This window comes from Salinimonas iocasae (genome assembly GCF_006228385.1).
Taxonomy (GTDB): Bacteria; Pseudomonadota; Gammaproteobacteria; order Enterobacterales; family Alteromonadaceae; genus Alteromonas; species Alteromonas iocasae.
On record NZ_CP039852.1, the window covers coordinates 3663149 to 3678166 of the forward strand.

Here is a 15018-nt window from a genome sequence, read left to right on the forward strand (position 1 = left end):
AACTTATAGAGCAAGAATGTATTATGTTCGATCAAAACGTGACTTCACCTTTTACTACGACAGTAACAACACCTTCTCAAACTCAAGCTCAGAAGCCGCTGCGCGACTCGGTAAAGCAGGCTGTAAATAAGTATCTTAAGCAATTAGATAACGCGAACATCGATAACCTTTATGAACTGGTACTGGCAGAAGTTGAAGCGCCGTTACTGGAAGAAGTCATGACTTACACCCGCGGCAACCAAACCCGCGCGGCCATCATGATGGGCATTAACCGTGGCACACTTCGCAAGAAGCTGAAGCAATACGGCATGAACTAAGAAAGACGGGCCTGGCCCACCGAAGAGCACCTCATAACGGTGCTCTTTTTGTTTCAATGAAATAAAAGTAGCAAAGACACCACTATGCAAACACCCAAACCTATCAAGCGCGCGCTGTTAAGCGTTTCGGATAAAACCGGTATTGTTGAGTTCGCAGAAGCCCTGAGTCAGGCTGGCGTAGAACTGCTTTCCACAGGCGGCACAGCCAAGCTTCTGATGCAGGCTGGCCTGCCGGTTAAAGAAGTTTCAGATCATACAGGTCATCCTGAAATTATGGATGGTCGGGTAAAGACACTGCATCCTAAAATTCACGGTGGTATTCTGGGTCGACGTGGACAGGACGAAAGCGTTATGGCGCAAAACGAAATTGCGCCTATCGACTTGGTAGTGGTAAACCTTTATCCATTTGCAGCTACAGTAGCAAATGAAGACTGTACCCTTGAAGACGCCATTGAAAATATCGATATTGGCGGGCCTACAATGGTGCGTGCTGCCGCTAAGAACCACAAAGATGTCACGATTGTGGTGAAGGCCGACGATTATGCCCGCGTACTGGAAGAAATGAGCAGCAACGACGGTTCGTTGACTTATCAGACACGGTTTGACCTGGCCATAAAGGCGTTCGAGCACACCGCAGAATACGATGGCATGATTGCCAATTACTTTGGTGCACGCATTGATAATGCTGATTGTGAAGACGACTGCGAACATGATCATAGCGAGTTCCCCCGCACCTACAATATCCAGCTGAGCAAAAAGCAGGATTTGCGTTACGGTGAAAACAGCCACCAGGAAGCTGCTTTTTACGTTGAAAACACTATTCAGGAAGCCTCCGTGGCCACCGCTCGTCAGCTTCAGGGCAAAGCCTTGTCGTTCAATAATATTGCTGATACTGATGCGGCACTGGAGTGCGTTAAAGAGTTTGAAGAGCCTGCCTGCGTTATTGTAAAGCACGCCAACCCCTGTGGTGTTGCTATAGGCGAAACGATTGAAGCCGCCTATGACAGAGCCTTCAAAACTGATCCCACGTCGGCGTTTGGCGGCATTATCGCGTTTAACCGCACCCTTGATGCTGCTACAGCCAAGGCCATTATCGATCGCCAGTTTGTTGAAGTGATCATTGCACCTGAGGTTGATGAAGCAGCTCTGGAGATCGTAGCGTCCAAGAAAAATGTGCGTCTGCTTGCCTGTGGTGACTGGCACGGTACGCTGACCGAAGGGTATGACTTCAAACGTGTTAATGGTGGTCTGCTGGTCCAGGAGCGCGACTTTGGTATGGTCGAGATGGACGACCTGGCGGTTGTTACTAAACGCCAGCCTTCGCAGGAAGAGCTACGTGACCTGCTGTTTTGCTGGAAGGTTGCCAAGTATGTTAAGTCTAACGCAATCGTATATTGTAAAGACGGTATGACCATCGGGGTCGGCGCAGGCCAAATGAGCCGCGTATACTCTGCTAAAATTGCCGGCATTAAAGCCGCAGATGAAAATCTGGAAGTAGCAGGTTCTGTCATGGCATCAGATGCATTCTTCCCGTTCAGAGACGGTATTGATGCAGCAGCCAGCGCCGGTATAAAAGCCGTTATACAACCTGGCGGTTCAATGCGCGATGAGGAAGTTATTGCTGCCGCTAACGAGCACGATATCGCGATGGTGTTTACAGGCATGCGCCACTTTAAACACTAATCCTTAAAACATTTTTGGTATTGCACCCGTAGTGGGTTTAACGCCCACTACTGTCTTTTTTCCGTTACAAGAGTAAGTTACTCTACTTAATGGTCCGCTACAGGCAGTATTTGCGGGCATGGCACCTAACCAAAAATGTATAAAGGAAGAACCATGAAAACATCACTGCGAGTTGTAGCCGCATCTTTATTTGCACTTTCGGCCCAGCCTGTTTTTGCTGACGAAATTACCGATGCAATCAAAGCTGACCACCGTTCTGCTGACGCCACTGTGCGTGACGAATACCGCAATCCACAACAAACACTGCGTTTTTTCGGGATTGAACCAGACATGACAGTGGTAGAAATCTGGCCAGGCGGCGGTTGGTATACTGACATTTTGACCGGTGTATTGAGTGAAAATGGTAAGCTGATTGCCGCGCATTTTCATGTCGATGAAGATACCCGTGATTACTACAAGAAGTCACTTGAGAAGTTCAAAGGCAAAATGAAAGATGGTGGCGAATACAGTGATGTAGAGCTGACCGCATTTCACCCCGGTAAATCCATGGATATCGCAGAAGCAGGCAGCGCTGATGCCGTACTGACGTTTCGCAACGTGCACAACTGGTACATGAACAGTGGTCAGGAAGGTGTCGAGCAGGCCTTTAAGACTTTTTACAAAGCGCTTAAGCCTGGCGGCGTGTTAGGTGTTGTTGACCACAAAATGCCCGAGTCGGCAGACGATGCCATGATGGAAAAAAGTGGCTATGTAAAACAATCTTTCGTGGTCGATGCGGCAAAAGCGGCTGGCTTCGAACTGGAAGCCGAAAGCGATATTAATGCTAACTCAATGGACAACGCCGAGCATCCCAAAGGTGTCTGGACGTTACCTCCGACACTGGCCCTGGGTGAAGAAGACCAACAGAAGTATCTGGCGATTGGCGAGAGCAATCGTATGACCCTCAAATTTGTTAAACCTGAATAAATAACGGAACGCTTTAATGAACGTACTTGTTATTGGCGGCGGTGGCCGCGAACATGCTTTGGCCTGGAAGGCTGCCCAATCATCAACCGTAGACACAGTATTTGTTGCGCCCGGCAATGCGGGGACCGCAACAGAGCCTAAGCTGAAAAATGTTGATATTGGTGTTACTGACACTGATGCTCTGCTTAACTTTGCAGAGCACAACAGTGTTGCGCTTACCATTGTGGGCCCGGAAGCGCCGCTGGTAGCAGGTGTTGTCGATGCGTTCGAAAAAGCCGGACAGAAAATTTTTGGACCTACTCAGGCTGCAGCGCAGCTTGAGGGTTCAAAAGCATTTACAAAAGATTTTCTGGCGCGACACGCCATTCCAACAGCAGATTATGCCAATTTCACCGAGATTGAACCGGCTGTGGCGTATGTGAAAGAAAAAGGCGCGCCAATTGTAGTTAAGGCTGACGGCCTGGCAGCCGGCAAGGGCGTTATTGTTGCTGAAACCGTCGAAGATGCTGAGGCAGCTATTCGCGATATGTTGGCAGGTAATGCCTTCGGCGACGCCGGAAGTCGTGTCGTTATAGAAGAATTTCTGGATGGTGAGGAAGCATCATTCATTGTCATGGTCGATGGCAAGAATGTTTTACCTTTTGCTACCAGCCAGGACCATAAGCGCGCAGCTGATGGCGATAAAGGCCCTAATACTGGTGGGATGGGCGCATATTCACCGGCCCCGGTAGTAACACCTAAGATCCACCAGCGTATTATGGATGAAGTCATTGTGCCTACAGTTGAAGGTATGGCCTCTGAAGGACATCCTTACAAAGGCTTTTTATATGCTGGTTTGATGATTATGGCGGATGGTACGCCCAAAGTCATTGAGTACAACTGCCGCTTTGGCGATCCGGAAACGCAACCGATTATGATGCGTTTACAATCGGATTTGGTGGACTTATGCCTGCACGCCTGTGATGGTCAGCTTACTGGCCAGTCGATCAGTTTCGACGACCAGGCCGCTGTGGGTGTAGTACTGGCTGCAGGCGGATACCCTGGCAGTTATAACAAGGGTGATGTCATCCACGGATTAAGTGATGCCGCTGAACTGGATGGCAAGGTGTTTCACGCCGGTACGGCACTCAAAGGTGATGATATAACCACCAGCGGCGGTCGGGTACTGTGTGCCACTGCGTTAGGCAGCAATGTTACTGCGGCGCAGCAAAATGCCTACGACCTGGTAAGCAAGATCAGCTGGCAGGACATGTACTACCGGACAGATATTGCACACCGTGCCATCGCGCGCGAAAGTCAGCCGGAAAAATAATAGTTTATCAAGCCGGCCACTTCAGGTCGGCTTCATCCATTCACTGGCTTAGCAGCCTGTTGTTGCGCATAATTCGAACGCCTTTTTACTTACCGGGTAATTACTTAGTTAACCCGCCCCCTCTTGATTAATAATACGTGCCAGCTTATAACTAGAGTCCGGCTTTACGCAGAATCAACGTTATGTCCGTCAAACATCCAATAATTGCTATCACTGGCTCGTCTGGTGCAGGTACTACCACCACCACCAATGCTATCCGTCACATTTTCAGAAATCTGAAGGTGAATGCGGCTGTTGTGGGCGGTGATAGCTTTCACCGGTTCACGCGTCCGGAGATGGAAGTTGAGATCCGAAAAGCTCAGGAGCAAGGTCGCCATATCAGCTACTTTGGTCCCAAAGCAAATGACTTTGATTTGCTTGAGTCGTTGTTTCATGAATATAGCCAATCGGGTCAGGGCCAATTCAGACAGTACCTCCATACTTTCGATGATGCCGTGCCCTTTAATCAAATGCCCGGGACCTTCACACCCTGGCAGGCACTGCCTGAAAATACCGATTTATTGTTTTATGAAGGACTTCATGGCGGTGTGAAAACCGAAGAAAACGATGTATCGCAGCATGTTGATTTGCTTGTCGGGATGGTACCCATTGTAAACCTTGAGTGGATCCAGAAGATTGTCAGGGATACCACTGATCGCGGTCACTCACGTGAAGCGGTTATGAGCAGCATCGTACGGGGACTGGATGATTATTTTCACTATATAACGCCGCAGTTTTCCAGAACCCACGTAAATTTTCAGCGCGTCCCCACTGTGGATACCTCCAATCCGTTCAGTGCTCGCGAAATACCGTCTCAGGATGAAAGCTTTGTTGTGGTTCGCTTTCGCCGTGAAATGAAAAATGTCGACTTTCCTTATTTGCTGCAGATGATTGATGGCGCATTCATGTCGCGTATCAACACGCTGGTGGTGCCGGGCGGCAAAATGGGGCTCGCCATGGAACTGATACTGACTCCGCTGATTGAAGATATTCTGGATAAAAAGCGCAGAGCCGGTCATCAGATGGACTGGATAAGTGACGACTAATCCCGTCGAAACCGCCTCGTAAAGCGTCACACCTGATTAACATTTTTTGATGTAAATCAACACGTAGCGCTATTACAGCTTGAAAAAACCCGATTTAATCGCGGCCTGATAGTTTTTAGCTCACATCGTGAGTAAACTGCGTGAGTTCAACCTTTCAGGCCACTCCGGTATGTTTGACTTTCTTCTCATTGGTATAGCAATACTTGCGCTTGCAGGCGTCGTATTTGAAGAACTAATTCACGTAAATAAAGCAAAAACAACGCTTTTTCTGGGCACCCTCGCCTGGATTTTATTGTTTATTCAAAGCCCCATGGGGCAGCGAAATGCTGTAAATGAGGCGCTTGAGCACAACATCACCGAAATCTCGACCTTATGGCTCTTTCTGGTGGCGGCGATGACGTTCGTCGCTTACCTCAACCGAAAAGGTTTGATTGAGAATATGCTCAATCTGCTGATGCCAGCAAAAATATCGCTTAAGAAGCTGCTTTTCAGTACTGCGCTATTCAGCTTTTGCTTCTCGTCTCTGGCAGACAATATCACTGCCACACTGGTCTCTGTAGCATTGGTACTCTCGCTGGGGCTGCCACTTCATCAAACGCTGCGCTTCGCAGTGCTGGTCGTGTTTGCAGTCAACTCCGGTGGCGTATCTCTGATCACCGGCGACGTCACTACGCTGATGATTTTTCTACAGGGGAAGGTCACCATCACAGAGCTTCTGACACTGATTGCGCCTTCTTTTGCTGCAGTTTTGCTGCTGGCCTCTTTGCTCAGTATCGGCCTTAAGGGCACGGTGAAAATAAAACAGACCCACCATGAAACACGCCCTGTCGATTATGTGATTGCAGGTACTTTTCTGCTAACCATTGTGCTGACGCTACTGGGCAATGTCTTTTTTGGCATCCCGCCAATGTTGTCGTTCTTATCCGGCATGGCGGTTATGTTTTTGGTAGCCACCTTTATGGGGGAAGAGAAGTACGAGGATCCTATTCTTGATTATATTCGCCTGATTGAGTTCGATACCCTGCTTTTCTTTCTGGGCGTGCTGTTACTGGTCGGCATGCTACAGCATATCGAAGCGCTGGATGCGCTCTTACTGGTTTATCAGTGGTTCCCGCCAGCCCTGGCAAACTTGCTGATGGGGGTCGTCTCAGCAGCGATTGATAACGTACCGCTGACTGCTGCCCTGCTCAAAGCGGATATTACAATGTCGACTCCCCAGTGGCTGGCACTGACTTATGCCGTGGGTGTAGGCGGTTCACTATTAGTTATTGGCTCTGCGGCCGGCATTGTCACCATGAGCAAAGTAAAAGGCCTGACATTTGCCACCTATGGTAAATACAGCCTGCTTTTACTGCTGGCATATTGCGCCGGCTACGGGATGGTTTTGCTAACATCCCCGTTACTGTTATAGGTCACTGAAAACATTTGTAACATTCAAAATCGTGATCCGTGACAGCAGGCATTTGTCCTGACTCAGTTTTTGGTTATAGTGAAGAAAAAATCAGGATAACGATAATGGGTCAGGAAACATCAAAAATTCTTGTAGTAGATGATGACATGCGCTTGCGCGGTTTGCTGGAGCGCTATCTCATTGAACAGGGTTTTCAGGTGCGTACCGCAGCTGATGCCGAACAAATGAATCGTCTGCTGGAGCGCGAGAATTTTCATTTGATGGTGTTAGATCTGATGCTACCTGGTGAAGATGGCCTATCAATTTGCCGTCGTTTACGCCAGAGTGAAAGTGACCTTCCTATCATTATGCTCACAGCAAAGGGCGATGAGGTTGACCGTATTATTGGCCTTGAAATGGGCGCTGATGATTATCTGCCAAAACCCTTCAACCCAAGAGAATTACTGGCGCGTGCAAAAGCGGTATTACGCCGAAAGGTGCAGGATGCTCCTGGTGCCCCGTCTCGCGGTGAGCAGGTTATCGAATTCGCCAGCTACAAACTGAACCTGGCAACCCGTGAAATGACCGATAACGGCAAACCACTCTCGCTGACCAGTGGTGAGTTTGCCGTCCTTAAGTCATTGGTTACCCACCCCCGTGAGCCACTGTCCAGAGATAAACTGATGAATCTGGCCCGGGGCCGCGATTACAGTGCGCTAGAACGCAGTATCGATGTACAGGTTTCGCGCTTACGCCGCATGCTGGAGACCGATCCGGCGAATCCGCGATACATACAGACGGTGTGGGGCTTAGGGTATGTATTTGTTCCTGATGGTGAGGCGCAGTAATCCGGCGGGTAGATATTAATGCGGTTTTTACCTAAAAGTGCGTTTGGTCAGACAGTATTACTGATTGGTATGCTATTACTGATTAATCAGGTCGTCAGCTACCTGTCGGTCACCTATTATTTTATTCGCCCTACCTCTGCCCAAATCAATAGCTTGTTAGCTACGCAGGTTCAAAGCATGCTGGCCCAGGACATACTCAATGCCAGCCGAAGCAAACAAATCGAATTCAGCCGCCAAACGGGTATTCGTATCCTTCCGCCTGATGCGGCCGCCGAGCAAGGGCTGAATGGCGCGACCCCATATCGCTTTATGTCTAATCAGGTGTCTGAACAGTTGCTTCAACGCGCTGACGTTCGTATTAGCACGCCCACAGATGATGCACCTGAGGGTGAACCTTATCAGGTTTGGATCTCATTAAAGGCGCAACCGGATAAATGGGTCCTGATTCCTTTATCCGGTTGGGCGAATGCTGATATCTCACCGTTGACGATATACCTGATGGTGATAGGTATTTTAAGTGTGGTCGGCGGCTGGCTGTTCGTACGACGCCTTAATCGGCCATTGCATGCGCTGCAAAAAGCAGCGCTTGAAGTCGGTAAAGGTCGCTTTCCTCCACCACTGGAGGAACAGGGAAGCGCTGAAATTATCGAAGTAACCCGGGCATTCAATCGCATGAACCAGGGTATTAAACAGCTGGAAAACGACCGCACGCTGATGACCGCCGGTATTTCTCACGATTTGCGCACACCGCTTACCCGGATCCGGCTGGCGACTGAAATGTTATCGCAGGAAAATGACTGGATTAGAGAAGGCATTGTTAACGATATTGAAGATATGAATGCCATCATCGACCAGTTTATCGATTATGCGCGCGTGGACTCGTCAGCGCGTTACGAGCCTACTGATCTTAATGATTTAATCAGTGAGCTGACTCAGGCCAGACATGTTGAGGAAACACATCAAATCACACTTAAACTGGGCGAGTTACCGACCGCAGCTTTAAGTCGTATAGGTATCAAACGGGTGCTGGATAACCTGATTGAGAACGCATTTCGTTATGGTAGCGACAAAATCACCATCACCAGCTACTTTGACAAAAAGTCACGCCGAATCTATTGCAAGGTCAGGGATTTCGGACCCGGCATTCCTGCGCAAAATCTGACAGATGTGTTCTCGCCATTTATTCAGGGCGACAAAGCTCGCGGCAGTATCGGTTCCGGATTGGGGCTGGCTATTTCTCGCCGGATTATATCCGGACACCATGGTGATATTGAGTTACGCAATCACCCTGAGCAGGGTCTTATTGCTGAATTCTGGTTGCCTGTCTAGCCAAGCTGCTGCACCGGCGATATGGTATACTTAGTTTGTATTCGCATTATTAGGATGTTTTTCATGAGACGGATTTTCCATATCTTCATTGGTCTCCTGTGTCTTGCTGGAGTTATGCCTGCTGCCATCGCAGAAGCGCCCCCTGAGTGGGCCATAGAGCGTATTGATAATCATTTAACCCGTAGCGTAGAGCACGGTTTCTCCGGCGCGGTCCTCATCGCTGATGGCAACAAAATTATTCTTAAAAAGGGGTATGGCGATGCCAATCGGGCAGCAAAGACGCCAATCACCACCGCCACTCTGTTTGATATTGGCTCTGTGACAAAACAGTTTACGGCTGCTGCCATTATGCTGCTGGAAAAAGATGGCAAACTCAGTGTAGATGACACACTGGCGCGTTACTTTCCCACTGTACCTGAAGATAAACAGCGTATTACGGTACACCAGTTACTTACACACTCTTCCGGGCTACCGGGCGGTGTAGGCATCGATGATTTTACGCATATCGATACTGACAAATTTTTTACCCGTGTCATGAAAATGGAGTTACTCAGTAAACCGGGCGAGACCTATCACTATTCCAATGTGGGCTACAGTTTACTGGCCAGAATCATTGAGCTGAGTGCAAACCAGTCTTACGAAACATTTCTTCAGGAGCGTCTTTTTCAACCAGCAGATATGCAGCATACAGGCTATCTGCAGAGTAAAAAGAAAGATGGTGAAGCCGCCCTTGGATATCGGGCAGGCGTGGTTGAGATACCCAGTACCCTGTCACGCTATCAGGCGGACCAAAAGATTGCATGGAGCCTTAAGGGTAATGGCGGGCTGATTTCATCGTTAGACGATATGTACAACTGGTACCTTGCCTTGCGTAACCACGTTATTCTGGATAAAGAGCAGGTCGAGCGACTGACCACCGGCTATATCAGCCAGAATGTGGATAACGCCGACATTAAATATGGCTATGGGTGGAGCGTGTTTGCATCACCAAAAGACACTAAGATGGTCGGTCATAACGGCTCAAACGGCATTTATTATTTCGATCTAAGATGGTTGCAGGAAGAAGACCTGGCCATCATCTATGCATCAAACGCCATGGTTCAGGGCACGCCGAGTATCAGTGAAAACATTGAACTGATGCTATTCGATAACGTTTTCAATCCGCCATCGTTCGCCGCCGGTCCGGTGACCGAAGTTTTACGTTTTGCGGCTTCTTTTACCGGCACACCGGCAAATCTTAAACAGCGAGTTAAAACACAATTTGAAGCGCAGACTCAGGAACGCTATGTCCTGAACAGGGCCGGGCTGGCATTGCTGGAAGTTGACCAGCCGGAACGCGCCATTGCCCTGTTATCCTTAAACGTTGAGTTATTCGAAAACGATGGCAATCTGTGGGACAGTCTGGGCGAAGCCTATTTGGCTGCCAATCAACTTGACGATGCCAAGCGCTGCTTTGTAAATGCACTGGTTATGGCGCCTGATACCCGTTGTTACTGGTGCGATAACTCCAAAGCTAAGCTAACAACGATTAAAAACCAGATGCGTCGCTAGTGTCATGATCTTATTCGGTAGCACGTGCGCAGGTCTGCGCATGTTCTGCCAGTATGTCTTTTATCTCCCCTCGCAACCATTGCCTTAGCGGGTCTTCCTGAGTACGAGGATGCCAGACCTGTTCAATTCGCGCCGGCGCAATATCGAGGGGTGAGGCATGCATATCAAACGCCGGCTCGACAGCGCACATGTGAACAGCAATAGGTTTAAGACAGGTCAGCAACATGTCTGAGCCTTTGACCACATAAGGCAGGGTCATAAAGCTTGATGCGCCGGCAATGACTGCACGACTCAACCCCTGCTTTTCCAGCGCTTTATCGATAACCCCGGAAAGATCACCGGTAAGTGTGGTGACAACATGCTTACAACGCAGAAAGTTAGTCAGTGTTCGGTTATGTCCCCAGTATTGATTCTGACGGTCGCTGAGTACGACAAAGCTGAATTGCGATAATGCCTGTCTGTAAAGGTGGCTGGGCAAATCGTCGAAAAAACCTGCAATGGCTATGTCGCAATCCCCGTTCTCCAGTGCTTTAGCGGGTAACTCTCCTGTGGTATTTCGCACTACAATTCGCACATGGGGAGCAACTTCCTGTACCCGCCGAACCAGGCGGGGTAATAGCATCAGCTCCATGAAATCCGTGGAGTACAGTTGGACTGTGTCGGTGCGTGAAGCCAAGTCATCTTCGCTACTTCGCACATAAAACCGCTCAAGCGAACGCATCAGCGTACATACCTCTTCTGCCAGACCGTCCGCTTTGGGTGTTGGGGTCAGGCCCCGACCGGTTCTGACAAAGAGCGGATCATCAAACTCGCTACGCAGCTTTTTCAGTTTGTGACTTAACGCTGGCTGACTCAGATTCATCCGAAGCGATGCCCGACTAAGGCTGCGCTCTTCATATAACACCGTAAACAGCATGAGCAGATTAAAGTCTTTTGATGCGATATTCATAATTTGGAACAGCTTTATTCAAAACATTCATTTTTTATATTCTGAATCATCCCTATTTCCGTAAGGTATAGCAAGATGTCTCTTGCTCACCTTAATAACCCGGGCTACAGCGCTATGTAAATGCGCGCTTAGTACCTTCAGTTTAATAAAGAAGGAATACCTGTCTATGTCAGCATTGTTCGACACATTTGCCCTCAAAGATATCACCCTGCGTAACCGTATCGCCGTTCCCCCAATGTGCCAGTACAGCGCCGAAGACGGCTTTGTAAACCAGTGGCACGAAGCAAACTATCAGTCATTCGCCCGTGGCGGCGCGGGTCTGGTGATTGTTGAGGCCACGGCGGTATCACCGGAAGGCCGGATTTCTCCTGAAGATCTGGGTATCTGGAAAGATGATCATGTGGCAGGTTTAGCCAATGTGGCTCAGCGTATCAAAGATCAGGGAGCGGTAGCCGGTATTCAGATTGCCCACGCGGGTCGTAAAGCCTCTGCCAACAGTCCCTGGAACGGTGATGACCACCTGGCTGAAGACGATCCTAAAGGCTGGCCAATCATTGGTCCTTCAGCGGTACCGTTCGGCGCTAATTTACCCCGTACCCCTGATGCCATGACTAAGTCCGATATTGAGCGGGTTAAAGCCGACTTTGTGGCCGGGGCAAAACGTGCGCTGGAGGCCGGCTTTGAATGGCTGGAGCTGCATTTTGCTCATGGCTATCTGGCGCAGAGCTTTTTCTCTAAACATGCCAATATCCGTAACGACGAGTACGGCGGCGATGCCGAAGGCCGGGGCCGTTTTCTGCTGGAAACGCTGGAGGCCGTGCGTGAAGTATGGCCAGACTATCTGCCCCTGACTATTCGCTTCGGGGTGATTGAATATGATGGCGATGACGAGCAGACGCAGGCTGAGTCTATTGAACTGGTGAAACAATTTAAAGCCAGAGGTGCTGATTTTGTCAGTGTGAGTGTTGGCTTTAATATACCTGACGCTAACATTCCCTGGGGTCCGGCCTTTTTGGCACCGGTTGCTGAGCGGGTACGCCGCGAAGCCGATATCCCGGTCGCTACAGCCTGGGGGGTGGATACCCCGGAACTGGCTAACGAAACGGTTGAAAAAGAGCAACTGGACCTGGTCATGGTCGGCCGCATGCATCTGACAAATCCTCACTGGGCATACTTTGCGGCCAAAAAGCTGGGCGTAGAGAAGCCATCATGGGTCATGCCAGCGCCTTATGCGCACTGGCTACAGCGCTACGCGCCGTCTGACGAACGTTAATTGTCAGGTCAGCGGCATGATGCCCTGATCGGGAGATAACACAGAGAAAGTAAATAAAACGCTACCTTCGGGTAGCGTTTTTTATGCCGTTATACCTGATCCAACTGCGTTTGTAACACCGGTATCAGGGTATGCATACGAGCGGGCAAGTCCCGGTCACTGCGATAAATCAGGTACAGCGGCTCTTCAATCAGCGGAATATTCCCCATGACGCTTAACGCGCTTTGATACGCGCTTGCCTCAAGCACGCTGCGTGGCAGTACAGTAAACCCCAGCCCCATAGACACCGGTAGCAAAATCTCATGAATCTGGTTAACAAAACTCATGGTCGGTATTTTGTTAAACGGCACCGCCCGCAGAGTATCCGATTCACTATGGCTTAGATATAAGCTGGTGTAATAGTCGCTGTCTGGATGACGTACCATCCCTAAATCAAACAGGTAGTCCGCCAGGTTTTGTGCGCCCTGGGGCCGGTTTGCCGGAACAATAATAGCGATGGATTCACGCCCGATTTTTTTAGCCTCAAAGCTTAATGAGTCCGGCTTTTCTGTCACGATCCCCAGATCAATCTGGTTCTCTTTTAACGCATTAAGCACACTTTGATAGGGCGCTGCCTGCAAGTAAATACGCAGCCCCGGATAAGTCTGTTGCTCCTGTAACAACCTGCTGTAAAGTCGTATCGCACTTGAACCGGAACAGGCAATGCGGCATGTCCCACTATACGGGTCTTCTGCGCCAAGCTGCGCGAGTAATTGTTGCTCATTATCTTCAAGTGTTCTGGCATAGGTATACAGTTTTTCGCCTTGCATCGTTACCGTGAAGGTTTTGCCAGAACGCTTTATTAACGGGTACCCACAGGCGGATTCCAGTTTTTGAATATGTTGACTGACTCCGGGCTGGGTCATAAACAACTTTTCAGCAGTGCGGGTAAAGTGCCCTGTGTCCACTAGTACGCAGAAGGTGCGCAACCACACCGGATTAATCTTCATAATTTAAATTTATCAAAATAAGAAAAAACCATAATTTATCATTTTAGCGCTGACCACGTAACCTTGCTCATGAATTCATCACATACCGGAGCAAAATCATGAGTAAACAAACACCATTCCCCAGAACGTTTTCACATATCGGCCTTTCAGTGCCTGACCTGGACGCTGCAGTGAAATTCTATACCGAAGTGCTTGGCTGGTATCTGATTATGGAGCCAACCAACATTGAGGAAGATAACAGCGCCATCGGCGAGATGTGCACTGATGTCTTTGGAGCAGGTTGGGGAGAGTTCCGTATTGCTCACCTTTCGACCGGGGATCGCATTGGGGTTGAGATTTTTGAATTCAAAAATCAGGAAAACCCGGAAAATAACTTTGAATACTGGAAAACCGGTATTTTTCATTTCTGTGTACAGGATCCTGATGTAGAAGGCCTCGCTGAGAAGATTGAAGCGGCAGGCGGTAAACGCCGTATGCCCAAGCCACGCTATTATTATCCGGGCGAAAAGCCGTTCCGGATGATTTATATGGAAGACCCCTTTGGCAACATTCTGGAAATTTATAGCCACAGCTATGAGTTAACGTATTCAGCCGGTGCTTATTCATAGATACAAAAAAGCCCGCCATACAGTGGCGGGCCAAACTCATCACCATGAGAAAGTGATAAACGAAGGAATAACAATAAGAGTCGATGCGCTTAGTGATAGCACGACTATTCACTGTCTAAATACAATACGGAAAGAGCATTCAAAAAAGTTTAATTAAATTTTAAAAAAAGTAGCAAAAAATCGAGACTACGCATAAAGCAAAGACGAGATCACAAAGTCAAAATTATAATTTGCATTTATCGTTGGAGAATATATATTGAAGCCGCCTTTTTGTGGCAGATTGATTATTAAGGGACTTCAATGAAAGCAAAACTAATCGGACTAGCACTCGCTACTGCGGCACTAACTTCAGGTTGTGCTACTATTCTTACCGAAGACAACTACAAAATGAACGTTACAACATCTAACGGCCAGCAAACCACGGTGGCGGTAGATGGTCAAAATCAGACCGTACCTGGCGTAGTTACAGTCAAAAAAGAAAACAAAGATAAAGTACTGGTAGCTCAGGATGCTAATTGTTCGGACGTAGCACTTAACAAAGAGATTGAAGGTGCATTCTTCATCAACTTATTAAGTGGCGGCGTATTCGGCTCTTCAACTGATTACGGCACAGATAAAATGTGGCGTTATCAGGAATCAGTGACAGTACCTTGTAGCTAACACCTGCATGAGAACTGCCCGATTCAAAGGAAGCCTTCTGGCTTCCTTTTTATATTGT

Annotated in this window: 14 protein-coding genes; 12 read left to right on the forward strand and 2 right to left on the reverse strand. The window is 48.7% G+C overall.

From position 1 onward, the window contains the following. Window positions 1-23: 23 nt before the first annotated feature. The 9 genes from fis (at window position 24) to FBQ74_RS16495 (ending at window position 10481) form a co-directional block, all read left to right on the forward strand. Window positions 24-317 carry a DNA-binding transcriptional regulator Fis gene (fis, locus tag FBQ74_RS16455; RefSeq protein WP_018982332.1) on the forward strand — a complete coding sequence of 98 codons (294 nt, stop codon included), beginning with the start codon at window positions 24-26 and terminating at the stop codon, window positions 315-317. An 84-nt stretch (window positions 318-401) separates the two neighbouring features. Further along, the gene (gene purH, locus FBQ74_RS16460; RefSeq protein WP_139757697.1) at window positions 402-2000 is read left to right on the forward strand and encodes a bifunctional phosphoribosylaminoimidazolecarboxamide formyltransferase/IMP cyclohydrolase; all 1599 of its coding nucleotides are present in this window, start codon (window positions 402-404) and stop codon (window positions 1998-2000) included. A gap of 153 nt (window positions 2001-2153) precedes the next feature. After that, window positions 2154-2966: a class I SAM-dependent methyltransferase gene (locus tag FBQ74_RS16465; protein WP_139757698.1), complete on the forward strand. Its 813-nt coding sequence runs from the start codon at window positions 2154-2156 to the stop codon at window positions 2964-2966. A 16-nt stretch (window positions 2967-2982) separates the two neighbouring features. Next, on the forward strand, window positions 2983-4278 hold the full coding sequence (gene purD, locus FBQ74_RS16470; RefSeq protein WP_139757699.1) for a phosphoribosylamine--glycine ligase: 1296 nt from the start codon (window positions 2983-2985) through the stop codon (window positions 4276-4278). 182 nt (window positions 4279-4460) lie between these two features. Continuing rightward, window positions 4461-5363 (forward strand): phosphoribulokinase, encoded by a 903-nt coding sequence (locus FBQ74_RS16475; RefSeq protein WP_139757700.1) that lies wholly within the window; start codon window positions 4461-4463, stop codon window positions 5361-5363. Between the two features lie 169 nt (window positions 5364-5532). Further along, window positions 5533-6774, forward strand: a complete 1242-nt coding sequence (gene nhaD / locus FBQ74_RS16480) for a sodium:proton antiporter NhaD (RefSeq protein ID WP_139757701.1) — start codon at window positions 5533-5535, stop codon at window positions 6772-6774. Between the two features lie 104 nt (window positions 6775-6878). Then, the gene (gene ompR, locus FBQ74_RS16485; RefSeq protein ID WP_139757702.1) at window positions 6879-7601 is read left to right on the forward strand and encodes an osmolarity response regulator transcription factor OmpR; all 723 of its coding nucleotides are present in this window, start codon (window positions 6879-6881) and stop codon (window positions 7599-7601) included. A gap of 18 nt (window positions 7602-7619) precedes the next feature. Continuing rightward, window positions 7620-8930, forward strand: coding sequence for a two-component system sensor histidine kinase EnvZ (envZ, locus tag FBQ74_RS16490; protein WP_139757703.1), 1311 nt, complete (start codon window positions 7620-7622; stop codon window positions 8928-8930). Between the two features lie 63 nt (window positions 8931-8993). Further along, complete coding sequence (locus tag FBQ74_RS16495) at window positions 8994-10481, forward strand: serine hydrolase domain-containing protein (protein ID WP_168190697.1); 1488 nt, start codon at window positions 8994-8996, stop codon at window positions 10479-10481. A gap of 10 nt (window positions 10482-10491) precedes the next feature. Here FBQ74_RS16495 and FBQ74_RS16500 read toward each other — a convergent pair whose 3' ends face one another. Continuing rightward, complete coding sequence (locus tag FBQ74_RS16500) at window positions 10492-11430, reverse strand: LysR family transcriptional regulator (protein ID WP_139757705.1); 939 nt, start codon at window positions 11428-11430, stop codon at window positions 10492-10494. 166 nt (window positions 11431-11596) lie between these two features. Here FBQ74_RS16500 and FBQ74_RS16505 point away from each other — a divergent pair, with 166 nt between their 5' ends. After that, window positions 11597-12703 carry an NADH:flavin oxidoreductase/NADH oxidase gene (locus tag FBQ74_RS16505; protein ID WP_139757706.1) on the forward strand — a complete coding sequence of 369 codons (1107 nt, stop codon included), beginning with the start codon at window positions 11597-11599 and terminating at the stop codon, window positions 12701-12703. A gap of 89 nt (window positions 12704-12792) precedes the next feature. Here the strand turns inward: FBQ74_RS16505 and FBQ74_RS16510 are convergent, their stop codons facing one another. After that, on the reverse strand, window positions 12793-13692 hold the full coding sequence (locus FBQ74_RS16510; RefSeq protein WP_139757707.1) for a LysR family transcriptional regulator: 900 nt from the start codon (window positions 13690-13692) through the stop codon (window positions 12793-12795). A 98-nt stretch (window positions 13693-13790) separates the two neighbouring features. Between FBQ74_RS16510 and FBQ74_RS16515 the strand changes: the two genes are divergently transcribed. Together FBQ74_RS16515 and FBQ74_RS16520 are read left to right on the forward strand one after the other, a co-directional pair. Beyond that, window positions 13791-14300 carry a lactoylglutathione lyase family protein gene (locus FBQ74_RS16515; RefSeq protein WP_139757708.1) on the forward strand — a complete coding sequence of 170 codons (510 nt, stop codon included), beginning with the start codon at window positions 13791-13793 and terminating at the stop codon, window positions 14298-14300. A 300-nt stretch (window positions 14301-14600) separates the two neighbouring features. Next, complete coding sequence (locus tag FBQ74_RS16520; RefSeq protein ID WP_139757709.1) at window positions 14601-14960, forward strand: adenosine deaminase; 360 nt, start codon at window positions 14601-14603, stop codon at window positions 14958-14960. Window positions 14961-15018: the final 58 nt, after the last annotated feature.

Excerpts from the sequence above, each read along its gene's own strand:
- purH (WP_139757697.1), top strand. The coding sequence starts at position 402 with ATGCAAACACCCAAACCTATCAAGCGCGCGCTGTTAAGCGTTTCGGAT.
- FBQ74_RS16475 (WP_139757700.1), top strand. The coding sequence starts at position 4,461 with ATGTCCGTCAAACATCCAATAATTGCTATCACTGGCTCGTCTGGTGCA.
- nhaD (WP_139757701.1), top strand. The coding sequence starts at position 5,533 with ATGTTTGACTTTCTTCTCATTGGTATAGCAATACTTGCGCTTGCAGGC.
- envZ (WP_139757703.1), top strand. The coding sequence starts at position 7,620 with ATGCGGTTTTTACCTAAAAGTGCGTTTGGTCAGACAGTATTACTGATT.
- fis (WP_018982332.1), top strand. The coding sequence starts at position 24 with ATGTTCGATCAAAACGTGACTTCACCTTTTACTACGACAGTAACAACA.
- ompR (WP_139757702.1), top strand. The coding sequence starts at position 6,879 with ATGGGTCAGGAAACATCAAAAATTCTTGTAGTAGATGATGACATGCGC.
- FBQ74_RS16520 (WP_139757709.1), top strand. The coding sequence starts at position 14,601 with ATGAAAGCAAAACTAATCGGACTAGCACTCGCTACTGCGGCACTAACT.
- FBQ74_RS16495 (WP_168190697.1), top strand. The coding sequence starts at position 8,994 with ATGAGACGGATTTTCCATATCTTCATTGGTCTCCTGTGTCTTGCTGGA.
- FBQ74_RS16500 (WP_139757705.1), bottom strand. The coding sequence starts at position 11,430 with ATGAATATCGCATCAAAAGACTTTAATCTGCTCATGCTGTTTACGGTG.
- FBQ74_RS16505 (WP_139757706.1), top strand. The coding sequence starts at position 11,597 with ATGTCAGCATTGTTCGACACATTTGCCCTCAAAGATATCACCCTGCGT.
- FBQ74_RS16465 (WP_139757698.1), top strand. The coding sequence starts at position 2,154 with ATGAAAACATCACTGCGAGTTGTAGCCGCATCTTTATTTGCACTTTCG.
- FBQ74_RS16510 (WP_139757707.1), bottom strand. The coding sequence starts at position 13,692 with ATGAAGATTAATCCGGTGTGGTTGCGCACCTTCTGCGTACTAGTGGAC.
- FBQ74_RS16515 (WP_139757708.1), top strand. The coding sequence starts at position 13,791 with ATGAGTAAACAAACACCATTCCCCAGAACGTTTTCACATATCGGCCTT.
- purD (WP_139757699.1), top strand. The coding sequence starts at position 2,983 with ATGAACGTACTTGTTATTGGCGGCGGTGGCCGCGAACATGCTTTGGCC.